Annotated in this window: 7 protein-coding genes; all 7 read right to left on the bottom strand. The window is 71.9% G+C overall.

The annotated features are described in order from the left end of the window. Positions 1-184: 184 nt before the first annotated feature. From ACZOOI_RS31190 to ACZOOI_RS31160, 7 genes are read right to left on the bottom strand one after another with little or no spacing between them, the layout of a single operon-like run. Positions 185-1,339, bottom strand: coding sequence for an acyl-CoA dehydrogenase family protein (locus ACZOOI_RS31190; RefSeq protein ID WP_465282904.1), 1,155 nt, complete (start codon positions 1,337-1,339; stop codon positions 185-187). Beyond that, positions 1,336-2,127: an aspartate/glutamate racemase family protein gene (locus ACZOOI_RS31185; RefSeq protein WP_391587935.1), complete on the bottom strand. Its 792-nt coding sequence runs from the start codon at positions 2,125-2,127 to the stop codon at positions 1,336-1,338. Before ACZOOI_RS31185 ends, ACZOOI_RS31190 begins: the two co-directional genes overlap by 4 nt. A 1-nt stretch (position 2,128) precedes the next feature. Next, positions 2,129-4,588: a condensation domain-containing protein gene (locus tag ACZOOI_RS31180; protein ID WP_465282903.1), complete on the bottom strand. Its 2,460-nt coding sequence runs from the start codon at positions 4,586-4,588 to the stop codon at positions 2,129-2,131. Between the two features lies 1 nt (position 4,589). After that, positions 4,590-6,422, bottom strand: coding sequence for a non-ribosomal peptide synthetase (locus ACZOOI_RS31175; protein WP_465282902.1), 1,833 nt, complete (start codon positions 6,420-6,422; stop codon positions 4,590-4,592). Between the two features lie 26 nt (positions 6,423-6,448). Beyond that, entirely contained in the window at positions 6,449-8,308 is a 1,860-nt protein-coding gene (gene asnB, locus ACZOOI_RS31170) for an asparagine synthase (glutamine-hydrolyzing) (protein ID WP_465282901.1), read from the bottom strand. A 1-nt stretch (position 8,309) separates the two neighbouring features. After that, a complete protein-coding gene (locus tag ACZOOI_RS31165; protein WP_465282900.1) occupies positions 8,310-12,191 on the bottom strand; it encodes a non-ribosomal peptide synthetase in 3,882 nt (1,293 codons plus the stop codon). A 34-nt stretch (positions 12,192-12,225) separates the two neighbouring features. Further along, on the bottom strand, positions 12,226-18,612 hold the full coding sequence (locus ACZOOI_RS31160) for an amino acid adenylation domain-containing protein (protein ID WP_465282899.1): 6,387 nt from the start codon (positions 18,610-18,612) through the stop codon (positions 12,226-12,228).

Genomic DNA, 18,612 nt, shown 5'->3' with positions numbered 1-18,612 from the left:
CGAGCGTGGCCGGCCGCGACGTTCCGGGCAGTCGGCGCAGCCTCGGACTCCCGGCGTCGGGCCGCGCGCGTCCGGATCCGGTGACCGGCCGGCAATGGCGTCGGCCCTTCCCGAACTCGCCGAGGGCCACTCGGAGGTCGGCGAACCCGGAGATGACGCGTCGCGGCGCTGCCCGGCGGTGGGGTCAGGACAAGCCAAGGTGCCTGGCGATCATCATCTGTTGTACCTCGGTGGTGCCTTCGCCGATTTCCAGGATCTTGGCGTCGCGGTAGAAGCGGCCCACGGGGCTGTCGTTCATCACGCCGGAGCCACCGAAGATCTGGGTCGCGTCCCTGGCGTTGTCCATCGCCGCCCTGGAGGAGACCAGCTTGGCCATCGCCGCCTCCTTCGAGAAGGATTCGCCGCGCAGCATCGAGGCCGCAGCCGAGTAGTAGGCCAGGCGTGCGGTGTGGGCGCGCGTCTCCATGTCGGCGATCTTGAACCGGATCGACTGGTACGCGCCGATGCGCTGCCCGAACGCCGTCCGCTCCTTGGCATGGCGCACACACTCGTCCACGCAGCCCTGGGCCATTCCCGCTCCGACGGCCGAGATCGCGATCCTGCTCTCGTCCAGCACCGACATGAACTGCGCGATGCCCAGGCCGCGTTCGCCGAGCAGGTGCTCGGCCGGCACCCGGCAGTCGGCGAAACCGAGTTCGTGGGTGTCCGAGGCGCACCAGCCCACCTTGGAGTACGACGGTGCCACCGTGAAGCCCGGGGTGCCCGACGGCACGACGAGCGCGGAGATCTCCTTGGCGCCGTCGGCGCGGGTACCGGTCACCGCCGTCACCGTGACCAGGCTGGTGATGTCGGTACCGGAGTTGGTGATGAACGCCTTGCTGCCGTTGATCACCCATTCGTCGCCGTCGAGTTCCGCCTTGGTGCGGGCCGCCGCCGTGTCGGTCCCGCCGCCGGGTTCGGTGAGCCCGAAGCCGGCGATCCGCTCGCCGGTGCACAGGGCGGGGAGCCAGCGTTCCTTCTGTGCCGCGGTGCCGAACCGATGGATGGGGATCGCGCCGAGCGTCACGCCCGCGGACAGTGCGACGGCCACCGAGCAGTCCACTCTGGCCAGTTCCTCGATGGCCAGACACAGGGTGAACACATCCCCGCCCATGCCGCCGTAGCGTTCCTCGAAGGGCAGTCCGAACAAGCCCATGCGGCCCATGGCGGCGACCAGTTCGTAGGGAAACTCCTCGCGTCGGTAGATATCGGCGATCACCGGAGCCACCTTGGCGCGGGCGAAGTCGGCGACCGTCTCGCGCAGCAGCCGGCGTTCCTTCGACAGGCGTGAGCGTGTCATCGTGCTCCTTCGGGGGGATCGGACGTGGACCCGGAGCCGGACCCGGCGACCGCCCGTCGGGCCGTCGACGAGAGCAGGCCCGGTACGGGTCCGCGGTGGGGGTACAGGGCGTGCGCGCAGGCCGACGCCAGTGCGTCGACGCTGGACACCTGGAATTCCGCCGGCAGCCCGCTGTGCGCGTAGGCGAGCGGGAGTTCGGTACAGGCGCTGATCACCGGCAGGCACCGAATGCGCAGCAGCTCGTGGACCGCCGAACCCAGGGTCGCGCCGGCAGCGGGCAGCCGGTTCGCCTTCACCAGCACGGTGGCGGCGTGGATGCGCTGCTGGAGCGCCTCGTCGGGGAGCAGGAGTCGGTATCCCCGGTGCTGCGCATAGCGCTGATAGATGCCGCCGGCGACGGTACCCGCGGTCGCCGTCAACCAGGCCCCGTCGGGACTGGCGACCTCGGCGGCCCGCACGCTCGCCTCCACGATGTGCACCAGGGGCACCGGCAGTCGGCTGCGGAATCGATCGATGTAGACGTGCGCGGTGTTGCAGGGCACCGCGAGCAGCTCCGCGCCCCAGCCGGCAAGGGTGAACAGCGCCTGCCGGATGGGCAGGAGCGGTGCGTCGTCGCCCCTGAGCAGCGCGGCGGTCCGGTCCGGGATGCCCGGCTCGGACAGCATCAGGATCCGCGGGTGCTCCTGGTCGCTGCCGGCCGCGACGCGCACGGCCAGCAGCCGCAGGAACTCCGCCGTCGCCGCCGGTCCCATCCCACCGAGCACACCGAGGGTGCGTGAGCGCGCCACCTCAGCCGGCCTGCTCCCCGATCAGCTGCTGCGCGACGCGCTCGGGGATGTGGGCCGCCGCCAGCCGCGTGCCCACGGAGGCGGGACACCACCAGGTGAGCACGAGCTCGCCGGCGTCGACGACACCGGTGATCGTCGCATCGGTGTCGCCCGGGTGCCCCGGCCCGGCGAAGTCCCGCCACACCGTGTCGCGCAGCGTCCAGGCCACCCCCGACGGAAGCAGCGCGGCGGCCGGATCGCCGAAGTGTTCGTAGCGCACCCGGGCCGGCTCGGCCGCTCCCGCGGCCCGTACGACGCTCGCTCCCCGCGCGAGCGGGGTCACCACCCAGCGGTCCGCTTCGGCCAGCGGACCGATCACCCGTGCCGCGGGCCTGCGCGTGGTGTGATCGAGGACGTCCGCGACCAGTCGCCCGCCGCCGAACTCCTCGACCAGCACGTGCGCGATCGCAGCGGCGACGTCGCGGGCCGTCGCCGCGCGCACCGGGCAGCGCGCTTCGAGCGGTTCCTCGGCGATCGGCTCGGGTGCGGGCGAACCCGGGAGGACACAGCCGGCCCCGGCGACCTCCGGGCCCGCCTCGTCCTCGACGTCGGCAAGCTCGGCCGGGTGGTCCAGGAACGACGCGGCAGGCGGCAACCGCACGTCCGAGCCCGCCTGGAGCTGTCCCAGCCCCAGGGCCAGGTCCGCCAACAGCACCCGCCAGGACTCGACGTCCGCGGCCAGTTCGTGCACCACGATCAACAGCCCCGCCGGCCGGGTGCCCCGGTCGACCACCGCGGCCCGCAGCAGCGGACCCCGATCGAGGTGCAGCCGGGCCCGCATCCGGTCGGTGAGCCGACGCAGCACCTGCCCCTGCGCGCCCGGGGCCTGGCTGGTGAGGTCCACCCGCGAGACGTGGACCGCACCGCCGAGGCCGCCCCGGGACTGCCGCCAGCCCTGATCCCCGTGGCCGAACCGCAGCCGCAACGCCTCGTGGTGCAGCAGCAGTTGCAGCCACACCCGCTTCAGGTCGGTGACCGGGAAACCAGACTCCGAGGTCAGGAACAGGGCTCGGGCCCGGTGCGCCGCCCGGACCGGATCCCGATCGAGAATCCGACGCTGTACCGGACGGACCGCGACCGAGCGATCGGAATCCGCGTCCGCGGTGACGCCCCCGCCCCGCGAGCCCGGGGCCTTCGGGCGGTGCATCCCGCGCAGAGCCCACTGATCCACGGCGCCCGCGACCCTGGGGATCTCCGCCACCTGCACCCACTGCGCCGGTACCAGTGCGGGCGGCAGGGCATCGGCCACCGCGGCCGCGAGCCGGTCGCCCGACGCGCTTCGGTCGGCGACGTAGTAGACCGCCAGCCGGGCGCCCGTCCGGTCGGCGTCGGCCGGGTCCGGATAGCCGATCCTGGCCAGCATCCGTTTCACCTGCGCGGTCTCCACCGGGGCGCGCAGCTCCGCGTCCGCCTCGGCGACGTCCAGATGCCCGAGCCGTACCTCCCAGCGGGTCGGCGCCTCGTAGTTGTGGAAACCGCGCTCCGCGGCGTGAACGTAGGTGCCCACATCGTTGATCATGCAGTTCGAGCTGCAGAACCCCGTATCGGTGGGCTGCGCCCAGAACGACGAGCGCTCGCGCAGGAAGGCTCGCACGTCCTCCTTCGTCACCGCCGAGTAGCGGAAGTAGTCGACGACCTGGACCGCGTTCACCGCGGCGGCGTCGACCGTGCCCGCGGCCTGGTGGTACACCTCCCGGCCCAGCCGCAGCTTCTCCTCGATCTCGGCCACGTCGAAGATGCCCTGCTCGTGGAACCAGGACAGCCGCTCGTCCATGATCTGGCCGCGGGAGAGCCCGGTGACCACCGTGGGGATGTCGCGCTGGTGCGCGAGTTCGGTGCTCAGGTCCAGGAGGGAGCGGAAGCACCCGTTGCACACGCTCTTGTGCTCCTGGAGCGAGTTCAGGAAGATCCGCTTCTGGTCGGCGTGGGTGGCGGTGACGTGTTCGATGCCCAGTTCGGCGGTGACGGTCTCGACGTTGCGCAGCGCGGTCCGCGAGATGAACCCGTTGTCGAAGGTGAAGGTCATCACCCGCAGACCCAGTCCCACGAGCTGGTAGAGCACATACGTGCTGTCCTTGCCGCCACTGAACAGCAGCAGGCAGTCGTAGTCCGATCCGCGCCCTCGCGCGGCCTCGCGCAACCGCGGCGCCAGCTCCCGCGGGTCACGGAAGTAGGCGTGCATCGCCGATCGATGGGCGGCGTAGCGCGCGCACAGCGAACAGACCCCGTCCGGGTCGAAGCGCAGTCCCGGGTAAGCGGCGCTGATCCCGCACCGGACACAGGCGCGGGCGCCGGCCGCCGCGGGGTCGGCCTCGTTGAACACGACGGCGCAGTCGAGGACGCCGTCCTGGTCCAACACGGCCGTCCGCACCCGGCGTTCGACGGACTCGGTCTGCTCGGCGTCCAGCGGCTGGTCGGTCATGTCAGCTCCCGAAGAGGTCGTCGTCGGCGTCGTCGTCGGCGAGCAGCAAGCGCTCGACCAGGTTCGACAGGCCCTCGATCGTCTGGTTCGCCAGGAAGTCCGCCAGCGGGACGGACACCCCGAACTCCTCGGTCAGCCGCGCCAGTACCGAGATCACGGCCAGCGAGGTGCCCACGTCGAAGAACCGGGTGCGCACGTCGTCGACCGGGGCCGGCAGCGTACGCGCCCAGATCCCGGCGATCGTGCGTTCGGTGGCGGTGCGCGGTGCGACGGCGTCCGCGTCGGGTCGGGCGGGGGACCGCACGGGCACGGTGAGCGCCTTGCGGTCGATCTTGCCGCTGATGGTGCGCGGGATGAGCTCCAGCGGCACGATCACCGCCGGGATCGCGCCGTCCGGCAGGTGTGCGCGCAGATGCTCGCTCAGCCGAGTGCGAAGTTCCTCGGAGTCCGTCCCGGTGCCGGTCTCGACGAACGCGCACAGGTACGGCGGGGCGTCGCCCGGCTCGACCGACACGACGGCCGCCTCGGCGACCGACGGGTCCTCGCGCAGGAGCTGCTCCACCCCGTCCAGCTCCACCCGCACGCCGCCGACCTTGACCTGTCGGTCCCGGCGGCCGAGGAAGTCGAGCGTGCCGTCGGGCAACAGGCGGGCGAAGTCCCCGGTCCGGTAGACGACTTCGTCGTCACCGGGCCGGGTGGGGTCGGCGATGAAGGCGCGTTCGGTCTCCTGCGGCCTGCGGTGGTACCCGAGGCTGCGGTAGGCCGTACGCAGGTGAATCTCGCCGACCCGCCCCGGTGGTACCTCCCGGCCGCGTTCGTCGAGCAGCAGGACGACGGTGTCGGGCATCGGGCGTCCGATCGGGACGGACCTGCCCCGGGCGTCGGCGGCGGTGACGAAGTGGAAGGTCTTCGTCATGGTGGTTTCCGAGGGCCCGTAGAGGTTCAGCAGCCGGATCCGCTCGCCGAAGCGGTCGAACCAGCCGGCGGCGTCGGCGGGCAGCACGCGCTCGCCGGACAGGGCCACGCACTTCAGCGCCTCGAACCCCGGCCGGACCGTGTCGATCGTGCCCGCCAGGGCGCGAAAGACCGAGGGCACGCAGTGGATCAGATCGATCCGTTCCCGGTCCAGCCACCGGCACAGGGCGACCGGGTCGAGCCGGACGTCCTCGGCCGGCACGCATACCGTCGCGCCCACGCTCAACGGCAGGAGCAGGTCGCGCAGCACGGCGTCGAACGCGGGCGAGATCAGCTGGCCCACCCGCCATTGGGGACCGGCGCCGAGCAGCTCCGCCTCCCAGCGGATGTAGTGGTCCACCGCGCTCAGCCGGCCGAGGATCCCCTTGGGTCGGCCGGTGGAGCCGGAGGTGAAGAACAGGTAGCAGGGATCGTCCGGTGCCGGCACGTGGGGCGGGTAGTCGTTCCCGGGTCGGTCCTTGACCGTGCCGAGATCGACCAGGGTGGCCCGGTCGCACGTGTCGCGCACGTCCTCCGCGAGGTCGCCGTCGTCGGCGCCGACGACCAGGAGATCGGGGTCCGCCTCGCGCAGCATCCAGCCCAGCCGATCCGGCCGGGTGTCCACGTCGAGGGGGACCACCACACCGCCCAGCCGCAGGACGGCGAGCAGGGCCGCGGTCAGCTCGGCCCGGTCGCCGGCGAGGACCGCGACGACGGAGCCGGCTCGGGCTCCGCACCGATACAGCTCGGCCGCGACGGCGTCGACGCGTTGGTCCAGTTCGCGATAGCGCAGCGAGCCGTGCGCGGTCTGTACGGCGAATCGGTCGGGGAAGCGGTCGATCGCGCGGGCGACAAGCGACTGGATCGGTTCGAACGCCATTGCGGTTTCCTTTGCTCGACCCGCGTTCACACGTGACCGGGAAGGTTGAAGGTGTCCAGCAGAATTCCGAACGTCAGGACGACGAGCAACAGATCGTCGTCCAGGTGCGGATGCAGGTCGAAGCCCGCGTCCAGGCTGCGCGAGCGCAACTGCTCCACGACCGCCGGATCGAAGTAACCCTGACGGGCGATGCGCGCCGGGGACAGCAGGTCGTCGACCCATTCGACGTTGCGCCGGAGCAGCCGAGGGCTCGCGGGCGCGCGGAACCCGTACTTCTCCCGGCGGATGATCTCCGGCGGGACCAGTCCCTCCGCGGCCTGTTTCAGCACGAGCTTCTCGCCCCGCGCGCCCACCTTGAGCCGGTTGGGAACCTGCGTGGCGAAATCGAGCACGGCGCGGTCGAGGAACGGGTAGCGGGCCTCCACGGAATTGGCCAGGGCCATCCGGTCCCCGTGGTCGGTCAACAGGTGGTCCGACAGTCGCAGGGTGAAGTCCAGATAGGAGCGCTGACTGAGCCGCGGCCTGCCCACCAGGCGCTCGTGGTCGACGACCGGGTGGTGCAGACAGTCGAACTCCTCGAAGGCGGCCCGGGCCTGCTCGGAGTAGAGCTCGAACTTCGCGTCCCGCCACGCGTGGTACCGGCGCTCGTAGAAGAGCTCCGGGTCGCCCCACAGCCGGGCGCGAAGGTCGTCCTCGAAGGCGTCCTCCAGCGGATCGCCCGACACCACCGGGCCGCGCCCGCCCGCGTCGAACCGGTACCCGGGATACCCGCCGAAGAGTTCGTCGGCCCCCTCGCCGGTCAGGATCGCCTTGACGCCGTGTTCTCGCGCGAGCGCCGACAGGACCAGCGAGCAGGTGTTGTAGGTCTCCTTCACCGGGCACTCGGCATGGCGCACCATGCGCTGGAGTTCGGCGACGGTGTCCTGCTCCGTGAAGACCGCCTCGTGGTGCACGGACCCCACCTTGGTCGCCATCAGGCGCTGATACCCGGACTCGTCGATGGCCGCGTCGGGGAAGGTGATGGAGAAGGAGTGGGCGGGGGGTCCCGATTGCGACGCCAGCGCGCCGATCAGCGAGGAGTCGAGGCCGCCGCTGAGATAGAAACCGACCTCGACGTCGGCCCGCATCCGGAGCCGAACGGCCCGGGTGAGCAGTTCACGCAGGTGTTCCGGGTAGAACTCGTCGGGCCGGTGCGCGACGTCGTCGTGGGGGTAGTCCAGGGCCCAGTAGCACCGGTCGGTGACGACACCGTCCCGCACGATCAGGTAGTGGCCGTTGCGCACGCTCTCGATGCCGCGGAACATGGTGCGCGGACTCACCAGCCCGGGGAAGGTGAGGACCTGGTCCAGACCGGTGAGGTCCACGTCGCGCGGTACGCCGGGGTGTTCCAGGATCGACTTGATCTCCGATCCGAAGACGAAGTGCCCGCCGGTGTCCGTGTAGTACAGGGGAGCGATCCCGGCGTGGTCGCGCGCGAGGAAGAGCTGTCGCCTGCGCCGGTCGTGGATCGCGAACGCGAACTGGCCGTTGAGTCGCGCCAACAGCTCGGGCCCCTCGTCCTCGTAGAGGTGCAGGATCACCTCGACGTCGCAGGACGACCCGAATCGGTGGCCCCGGGCGAGCAACAGGGCGCGCAGCTCGACGTGGTTGAAGATCTCGCCGTTGCACACCATCGTGACGCTGCCGTCCTCGTTGGACATCGGCTGCCCGCCGCCGGCGAGGTCGACCAGACTCAGTCGGCGGCAGGCCAGCGCCACGCCGTCCCGGATCAGGGTGCCCGCCGCGTCCGGGCCGCGGTGCGTCAACGTATCGCTCATCCGCTCCAGTACCTCGGCCGTCGTCGGTCGAGCGTTGTGCAGGACCATGGACCCGGTGATGCCGCACATGTCAGATCCGCTCCTTGATCGCCGGCGACAGGGGCATCGTCGATCGCAACGCCCGGGCGAGGACCGGTCCGATCACGCGCAGCGCCGCGGGGCGCATCATCCGCAGGTGCTCGCTGTCCACCGGCACCACCGCGATGTCCCCGCCGATGCAGGACCGCCACCGTTGCCCGGCCTGCGTTCCTCGGCCGCCGGGCGCGGCCTCGAAGAGCAGCAGCGAGCCGTCGAAGAACTCCGGGACGATCCCCGGATCCTGCAGGAGGCGGATGTTGTTGCCGGTGGCCCGCAGCAGCGCGGCCACCGACTCCTCGTCCAGGGCCGCCATCGCCTCCCCGCCGTCGAAGGCCACCAGCCGGACGTCGGAGGGCTCTTCGGTGTCGCGATCGGTACGGGCGCCCGCCGGCCAGGCGTCGATGGCGGCGAGCAGAGCGACCGCATGCCCCGACGCGCGCAGTCGGACCGCGACGGCATGGGCCGCGGCTCCGCCGAAGGACCAACCGGCGAGCAGATACGGCCCGTTCGGTTGGATGTCGACGATCCGCGCGCAGTAGTCCCGGACGAGCTCGGGGAAACTGCCGGCCAGGGCGGTGGAGCCGTCGAGGCCGCGCGCCTGGAGGGCGTACACCGGGTGTCGGGCCGGAATGTACGGCAGCAGGCCCGCGTAACTCCAGCCCAGGCCACTCCCCGGATGGATGCACCACAGCGGCCGACCCGTTCCGCCGCGTAGGCGGATCAGCGGGCCGAGCAGGTCCGCCGTCGCGGGCTGGTCCCGGAGCAGCTGCGCCACGGTGGGTCGCACGAACAACTGCTTCAGGGTCAGTTCCAGCCCCAGGGCCTCCTTGGCCCGGGTGAGCAACCGCGGCATGAGCAGCGAGTGCCCGCCCAACTCGAAGAATCCGTCGTCGATGCCGACCGTGTCGACGCCGATCACCTCGGCGAACACCTGGCACAGCGACGCCTCCGCCGGGGTACGCGGCGCCCGCCGGTCACCGACCGGTGCGTCGGTCTCCGGCGGCGGAAGAGCGGCGCGGTCGAGCTTGCCGTGTGGCGTGACCGGCAGTTGGGCAAGGACCACGACGGCCGAGGGGACCATCGGCGCGGGCAGTGCGTCGGCGAGGGCCGCCCGGACGGCTGCCGGGCTCACGCTCGCGACCGGACCGGTCGGGACGACATACCCGATCAGGCGTCTGTCGTCGGAAGAACGCTCGTGGACCACGACCGCGCACCGGGAGATCCCGGGCAGGGCCAGCAGCGCGGCCTCCACTTCGCCCGGCTCGATGCGGTGGCCGCGCAATTTGATCTGGTGGTCCGCCCGCCCGACGTATTCGAGTTCGCCGTCGGAGCGCAGGCGGACCAGATCACCGGTGCGATACATCCGGGTACCGGCCCGGCCGAACGGATCCGCCACGAAACGCTCGGCCGTCAGCGCGAACCGGCCCAGATAGCCTCGCGCGAGGGCCGGACCCGCCACGTACAGTTCGCCCGCAACGCCGCTCGGCACCGGGCGCAGCCGCTCGTCCAGGACGTACATGCTCAGGCCCTCGTGGGGGCCGCCGATGGGAACCGGTCCGGGCGGTGTGGGCTCGCCCGGGTCGAGCCGGAACCGGGCGCAGTCCACGGTCGCCTCGGTGGGGCCGTAGAGGTTGTGGACCACGACGTCCGGGTGTTGCTCCCGCCACCTGGCCAGCGACTCCCCGCGCAACGCCTCACCGCCGATCAACAGGCATCGGGTCGGCGACGGATCCACCGGCATCGCCGCCATCAGGTCGAGATGGCTCGGCGTGACGTCCAAGAGGGAGTGGCGGAGCGGGCCGGTGTGGGGCCCGGCCAACTCGTCCAACCGCGCGTGCCCGCCGCTCACCAGCGGGGTGTACAGGGCGGTCACCGTCAGGTCGAAGGACAGCGAGGTATGGACCAGGCTCGACCCGGCCGCGCTCGGATACGCCGCCCGTGCCTGTTCCACATAGGCGGCCAGGGAACGGTGTTCCACCACCACGCCTTTGGGGCGGCCGGTGGAACCGGAGGTGTAGATCACATAGGCGGCGTTCGCCTCGTGCGGCACACCGGCCCGCGGGCTGCGGGTCGGTCCCGCTTCGGGCGGCACATCCGCCGCCTCGTGCTGCCAGGCGGCGATGTCCAGAACGGGGACGGTGCCCGCCCCGGCCGGGCCGGCCGCGCACCCCGTGGTGATGAGCAGCGTGGGCGCCGAGTCCGTGAGCATGAAGGCGATCCGGGCGGCCGGGTAATCCGGGTCCACGGGCAGGTACGCGGCGCCGGCCTTGAGCACGCCGAGCATGGCGACGACCGCTTCGATGGAGCGGGGCAGCAGCAGCGCCACGATGTCCTCGGCGCCGATACCCCGGCCGGTCAGCCATCGGGCCAGCCGGTCGGCCCGCGCGTTCAGTTCCCGGTAGGTCGTCCGTGCCTGTCCGGCAATCAGTGCCGTCGCCTCCGGAGTACGCGCCACCTGCGCCTCGAAGAGCCCGGGGAGCAACTGCTCCCGGGTTCGAGCCGGGGCCGGGCGGCACGCGCCGAGGAGGGCGCCGCGCTCACCGGGCCGGAGAATCTCCACGTCGCCGATGGAGCGGTCCGGGTCCGCAGCCATGGCCGCGAGCACCGACTCCAGCCGTTCGACCATGTGTTCGGCGGTGATCGAGTCGAACAGATCGCGGGCGAACTCCAGGCCGCCTTCCAGGCCGTCGGGGCTGCCGTCGTCGGTCTGTCGCTCCCGGAGATGGAGCGACAGGTCGAATTTCGAGTCCGGGTTGTCGATCGGTTCCTCGGTGGCCGGCAGGCCCGGGAGGTAGGGGAGGTTGGTGGTGCGGTCCTCCAGGACGAGCATGACCTGGAACAGCGGGTTCCACGCCGCCGAACGGGAGGGGGCGAGCACGTCGACGAGCCGTTCGAACGGCACGTCCTGACGTGCGTACGCCGCCAGATCCGTCTCCCGTACCCGGGCCAGGAGTTGCCGGAACGACGGATTACCGCCGGTGTCGGTGCGCAGCACCAGCGTGTTGACGCACATCCCCACCAGATCGTCCATCGCCTCGTCGGACCGGCCGGCGACGGCCGAGCCGATGGGGATGTCGGTGCCGGCGCCCAGCCGGGTCAACAGGGCGGCGAGCCCGGCCTGCAACACCATGAAGAGACTGACCCGCTCCTGTCTGGCCAGCTCGATCAGGGCCAGGTGCGTTCGCGGTGCGATCAGCATCGGGATCGTCTCGCCGCGATGGGAGGCCGCGGCCGGCCGCGGCCGGTCCACGGGCAGCGACAGATTCTCCGGGATGCCGGCCAAGGCGCCGCGCCAGTAGGCCAGTTGCTCGCTGATCAGACTGTTCGGATCAGCCTCGTCGCCGAGCAGTTCACGCTGCCACAGGGTGTAGTCGATGTACTGGACCGGCAGCGGATCCCAGCCCGGCGCCCGCCCCGCGCACCGCGCCCCATAGGCGGTCGCCAGGTCGCGCAGGAGTGGTTCTCGCGACCAGCCGTCCGCCGCTATGTGGTGCAGGAGGATCAGCAGGACGTGCTCGTCCGGTCCGAGCGAGAGCAGGGTGAACCGCACGGGCGCTTCGGTGGTGAGGTCGAAGACGTGCGCTCCCGCGGCTCGAAGGACCGCGGGCAGTTCCGGCGGCCGAATTCGTTCGACCGCCAGGACGGGCCAGGCCGCGGAGTCCTCCAGGACCACCTGGCGGGGGGTGCCGTCGGCCTCGGGAAAGACCGTGCGCAGGCTCTCGTGTCTGGCCAGGACGTCGGTGAACGCGGCCCGCAGCGCCGCCACGTCCGGCTCCCCGACGAGTCGATACACCAACGGGATGCGGTAGCCCGTCCCGTCGTCCAGCTTGTTGAGGAACCAGATCCGGTGTTGCGCGTACGACAGCGGAATCATCAGCGGTACCCCATGTGGGTGCGGTCCGAGTGGATCACGAGCCGTCGCTCCGTTCTTCGGCCGCGGGCCCCGGGCGGGGCATCCGCCGCAACGCCGGCCGGCGCGAACGTTTCGTGCCCTTGATCCGGGCGGCCAGCGCCGCCGGCGTCGGCGCCTCGAACACCGCGCCCACCTCGACGTCGATGCCCAGCACGGTGCGGATCCGGCTCGTCAGTCGGGTGGCCAGGAGCGAATGACCGCCGAAGTCGAAGAAGGAGTCGTCCGGTCCGACCCGCTCCAATCGCAGTACGTCCGCGAACAGCGCACACAGGGCCTCCTCTTCCGGCGTATCCGGTGTCCGGGTCGAGGCGAACTGCGTGAAGTCCGGGGCGGGCAGCGCCCTGCGATGGACCTTGCCGCTCACGGTCAGCGGCAGGTCGGCCAGGATCAGCACCGCGGTGGGCACCAGGAAGTCCGGCACCGACTCGGCCACGAAGCGGCGCAGCGCGACCGGATCCGGACGGGTGCCCGCGGCCGGTACGACGTAGGCGACCAGCCGCTTCTCTCCCGCCTGGTCCTCGCGCACGACGACCGCGACCCGGTCGACATCCGGGTGCCGGGCGAGCACCACCTCCACCTCGCCGGGCTCGATCCGAAACCCGCGCACCTTGACCTGATCGTCGACGCGGCCCACATAGTCCAACCGGCCGTCGCCGGACCAACGCACCAGGTCGCCGGTGCGGTACATGCGCTGGCCGGGGCCGTCGAAGGGGTTCGGCACGAACCGGTCGGCGGTCAGGCCGGGACGATTCCAGTACCCGCGGGCCAGGGCCGCGCCGGCGATGTACAACTCACCGGTCACGCCCGGCGGAACCGGCCGCAGGGTCCGATCCAGCACGTACATCCGGGTGTTCCAGATCGGCGCTCCCAACGGCGCGGTCGAGGACTCCCAGTGCGTCAGGTCCGCCGGCAGCGAGAAGGCGGTCACCAGATGCGTCTCGGTGGGGCCGTAGAGATTGTGCAGCCGCACCTTCGGCCGCGCGGACAGGAACTCCCGGACCCCGGGGGTCAGTCGCAGCACCTCGCCGCCCTGTCCGATGTCGCGCAGTGCCGGCAGTGCCAACCCCTGGGCCAGGGCCGCCTCGCACACCGCCTCCACCATCACGTTCGGCGCGCAGAACTGCTCCACCTCGTGCTTGTCCAGCCATCTGGTGAACGCCGCCGGGTCGCGCCGGACCTCGTCGTCGGGGACGACCAGGTGCCTGCCGGAGGTGAGGGTCTCGATGATCTCCCAGGCCGAGACGTCGAAGCTGATCGCCGCGAACTGCGCCACCGGACCGCCGATGCCCGTCCGCTCCCGCCGGACCCACCGGGCGTGCGCCTGCACCAGGTTCACCATCGCACCCGTACCCATGGTGACGCCCTTGGGCCTGCCGGTCGAGCCGGACGTGTGGATCACATACGCCGGGTGCAGCGCCGACAACGGCCCGGTCCGTTCGTCGTCGCGCAGGTCGTCGGCCGACTCGGCGGCCGCCGCGGCGCCGGTCCGCGGCTCGTCCAGGAGCAGGCGCGGGACGCCGGGCGGCAGTTCCGCACTCGTGCGCACGGTGGTCAGCAGCAGGGCCGGCCGGACGTCGTCGAGGAGGAAGGCGATCCGCTCGGCCGGATACTGTGGATCCAGCGGCAGGTACGCCGCACCCGCCTTGAGCACCGCCCACACCGCAGCCACCAGGTCGAGCGAGCGCGGCACGGCCAGGGCGACCACGGATTCGGGCCCCACCCCGGCGGCCACCAGCAGCCTCGCCAGCCGGTTCACCCGGGCGTTGAACTCGCGGTACGTCATGCTCCCATCGGGCGCGGTGACCGCCGTGCGCTCGGGGCCCTGCTCGACCCGGGACTCGAACAGGGCCGGCAGCGTGGTCTCGACGACCGGGTGATCCGTGTCGTTCCAGTCCCGCACCACCCGCTCGCGCTCGCCGGGCGCCCACAGTTCGAACGCGCCGATCCGGCGGGTGGGCTCGCTCACCACCTGTGCGATCAGGCGCCGCAGCCGGTCCGCGATGGACAACGCGGTGCTCCGGTCGAACAGGTCGGTGCCGAAGAGCAGGGCGCCGCTCAGTCCGGTGGGGCCCTGCGACCCGGCGGACTCGTCGTCGAACTCCACCACCAGGTCGAACGGGGACATGCCGGTCCACACCGACTCGGAGTGCACCTCGATGCCGGGCAGCACCAGTTCGCCCGAGCGAGTGTTGCGCAGCACGAGCGCCACCTGGAACAGGGGATGCCGGGCCAGGGAACGCTCCACCGCCAGGTCGCCGACCAGCAGTTCGAAGGGGACATCCTGGTGGGCGTAGGCGTCCAGGCAGGTTTCCCGCACCCGGGCGAGCAACTCGGTGAAGGTCGGATCTCCCGACAGGTCCGTACGCACCACGAGGGTGTTGGTGAAGAACCCCACCAGGTCCTCCAGCGCGTCGTCCAGACGTCCGGCCACCGGCGCACCGATGGGGACGTCGTCGCCGGCTCCGAGCTTGGACAACAGCACGGCCAGCACGGCCTGGAGCACCATGAACGTGCTCGCGTCGTGTGCCCGGGCCAGGTTCACCAGCCCCAGGTGCACGTGCGCCGGGATCTCCAGCGGAACCGAGTCGCCCGCGTAGGAGGGCAGGGCGGGCCTGGGCCGGTCCGACGGGAGGCTGATCTCCTGCGGCAGCTCGGCCAGGGCCCGCCGCCAGTAGGCCAGTTGTTTGGCGTGGACACTGTCCGGATCCGCCGCCGAGCCGAGCCGGTCCCGCTGCCACAGGGTGTAGTCGGCGTACTGGACCGGGAGCGGCGCCCAGCCGGGTTCCCGTCCTGCGGCGCGCTCGGTGTATGCCCGGCCCAGATCAGCCAACAGCGGACGCAACGACCAGGCGTCGCCGGCGATGTGGTGCATCACCAGCAACAGGACGTGTTCCCTGGGCGACAGGGCGACCAACCGCGCGCGCAGCGGGATCTCCGACTCCAGGTCGAACGCCCGCCGGGTGGCCCGGGCCAGGTCCTGTGCCAGGTCGGCCGGGTCGATCGGCACCACGGGCAGGTCGAGGTCGACCGAGTCGGCGCAGAGCACATGCTGATACGGATGGCCGTCGTCGGCCGGGAACACGGTGCGCAGTACCTCGTGCCGGCCCACCAGGTCGCGCAGCGCGGCGCGCAGGGCGGCGACGTCCAAGGCACCGAGCAGACGCAGCCCCATGCCCTCGTTGTACGTGGCGACCGGCCCCTGGAATTGTCGAAGGAACCACAGTCGGGACTGGGCGAACGACAGCGGGATCCGGTCGGGCCGCACCGCCGGGACCAGTGCGGGCCGGGCCGGGCCGGCCGTGCCGAGCCGGGCGGCCAGCGCCGCGACGGTCGGTGCCTCGTACACGGTCCGAATGCCCGTCTCCCGGCCGAGCACGGTCCGGATCCGGGTGAGCAGGCGCGTCGCCGACAGGGAGTGGCCGCCCAGCGCGAAGAAGCTGTCGTCGACGCCGACCGAGGTCAGGCCCAGCACCTCGGCGAAGATCGCGCACAGCGCCTTCTCCGCGGGTGTGCCGGGCTCGCGTCCGCCGCTCGGGGCCTGGCGGGAAGGTGCAGGCAGGGCGCGCTCGTCCACCTTCCCCGCGGTGGTCAACGGCAGCGCGTCCAGCACGACGAAGGCGGCGGGCACCATGTAGTCGGGCAGGAAGCCGGCCACCTGCGCACGGATCGCCGCGATGTCCGGCCGCGCTCCCGCCGCGGGCACCAGGTAGCCGACCAGGCGCTTGTCGGTGCCGGGGTCCTCGCGCACCACGGCGAGCGCGGCGGCGACGCCGGCGCACCGGGCCAGGGCGGCCTGCACCTCGCCCGGCTCGATCCGGAAGCCGCGGATCTTGACCTGGCGGTCCGCCCGCCCGACGAAGTCCAGATCGCCATCCGACGTCCAGCGCACCAGGTCCCCGGTACGGTACATCCGCGATCCGGGCGCACCGAAGGGGTTCGGGACGAAGCGCTCGGCGGTGAGACCGGGGCGCCGCAGATAGCCCCGGGCCAGGCCGGGTCCGGCGATGTAGAGCTCGCCGACGGCGCCCGGGGGCAGCAGGTGCAGACCGGCGTCCAGCACGTACGCCGTGGCGTGGGTGACCGGTGGGCCGATCGGCGGCGATCGGCCGTCGGAGGGCGCGACACACAGTTTCTGCGCGGCGTCGACGGTGGTCTCGGTGGGTCCGTATCCGTTCCAGAACTTTCGTCCGTCCGCGGCCCACTGGTCCACGAGCGTTGCCGGCACGCGCTCGCCACCGGCGGACACCGTGCGCAGCGCGGGCAGTTCGTCGGGCCGCAGCAGATGCATCAGGGCCGGGGACAGATGCGCGACGGTGACCCGGTGGGCGGCCATCAGCCGTTGCAGGGCTTCGGCGTCGAGCCGTTGGTCGTCGTCGGCCAGCACGATCTGCGCCCCGACGGCCAGGGAGACCCACAGTTCGAGCATGGAACCGTCGAAGGTGAAGGCGTACGCCGCCAGGACACGGTCCTGCTCGCCCACGCCGTACGCCTGGACGGCGTGCGCCACGTACCGGGCGATCGACCGGTGTTCGATCACCACCCCCTTGGGACGTCCCGTCGACCCCGAGGTGTAGATCACGTACGCCGGATGCGCCGGGAGGAGGTCGGGCGCGGGTGCGTCGCGTGACTCGGCGAGGGGCGTCTGGTCGGCGGCGCCGGTGACCTCGTCCACCACCAGACACCGTGGCCCGGTCCAGCCGGGTGGAAGTCCCCGCGCCAGGTCCGCCGTCGTCACCACCAGAGCCGGTCGCGCGTCGTCGAGCATGTACGCGATGCGCTCCGGCGGGTACCCGGGATCGATCGGCACGTAGGCGCCTCCGGCGGTGAGCGTGGCCAGGAAGGCCACCACGCCCGCCGGGGAGCGGGGCAGCAGTACGGCCACGAACCGCTCGGGTCCGACGCCCCGCTCGGTGAGCACGCGGGCCAGCCGCCCCGCCCGGGCCCGGAGTTCGGCATACGTCAAGGAGGTGTCCCCGTACACCAGCGCGGTCCGCTCCGGGGTGCGCAGGGCCTGCTCGGCGAGCAGCTCGGACAGGGTGCGCGGGGGGAGCGGTGCGGACGGCGGGTTCCACCGGGTCAGGAGCAACCGCCGAACGGCGGCCGGCAGCACGTCGATTCGGCCCACCGGGGTGTTGCCGGGCGTGTCGACGACGCGGTCGAGCGCTTCGTCGAGCAGGCGCGCGCAGCCGGCGTGCGTGCGCTCGTCGAACCGGTCGGGGTCGGTGTCGACGGCCAGTTGCAGGCTGCCGTCGCGCGAGATGTCCCACAGGTTCAGGGAGATCTCCTCGAAGGGCCCGGTGGCGAGGTTGTGGGCGACGAAGGGCCGGCCGGCGAGGGTGACTCGGTAGTCGAACGGCATGACGTTCAGGGAGACCGCCCAGGGCACCTCCCCCGGGGCGAGGCCGAGGTCGTGGCGGATGTCCTCGTAGCGGTATCGCTGGTGGCGCATCGCCTCCAGGACCTGGACAAGGCTTCGGTCGACCAGGTCCGCCAAGGTCGTCTCGGGATGCACCGACAGGCGGATGGGGACCACGTTGGCCACGACTCCGGGAATCGTCTGCTCGATGCCGGGGCCGCGGCCGGGTACGGCGAAGCCGATGACCACGTCCGTCTCGCCCGTGGCCCGGGCGGCGAAGAGCGCGGTGGCCGCGACCGCGAGGCCGGCCAGGTTGGTTCCGAAGCCGCGGCAGGCGGACCGGAGTCGGTCGGCCGCCGCGGGGTCCAGGTTCCTCGTCTCGCGCCGGCGCGCGCGGGCCGGTCCTTGCACCGCCCCGCCGGCCAGGGACACCGGGCGGGGCCGGTCCGCCAGCAGGTCGAGCCAGTACCGGCGGTCCTCGTCGAACGCGGGGGAGGCGCGGTACGCCGCATCGGCGTCGACGAGGGCCTGCACGGACTCGAAGGGTTCGCCGTCGGCCGAGCCGCCCTCGAACAGGGCGGTGTAGAGCTCGGCGACGCGGGCGACCACCAGGGGAAAGCCGAATCCGTCGTTCACGATGTGGTGGCAGCCCTGGTACCAGTGGAAACGCCGATCGTGCAGCTTGAAGAGCGCGAACGTGACGAGCGGCCCGCGTTCGAGGTCGCGCGGGCGGGCCAGATCGGCGCTCATCCACTCCAGCGCGGATCGGTGCGGGTCCCGGTCCGCGCTCACGTCGACGACGTGCAGGCGATGTTCGAGGTCCGGGGCGACCTCCTGGCGGAGCCCGTCCTCGTCCTCGAAGAATCTCAGCCGCAGGGTCTCCGCCTCGGACACGGTCTGCCGCAATGCCTCCTCGAACAGGCCGATGTCGAGGGAGCCGTCGATGTCGAGATACTCGCCCTCGTTGAGGATCGGGCTCTCGGGGTCGAATCGATGGGCGTACCACAGGCCCCGCTGCCCTGCCAT

The sequence above is a fragment of the Embleya sp. L77 genome (assembly GCF_055557415.1).
Note: the sequence above shows the minus strand (reverse complement) of the source record. Positions and strands in the feature narration are given on the sequence as shown.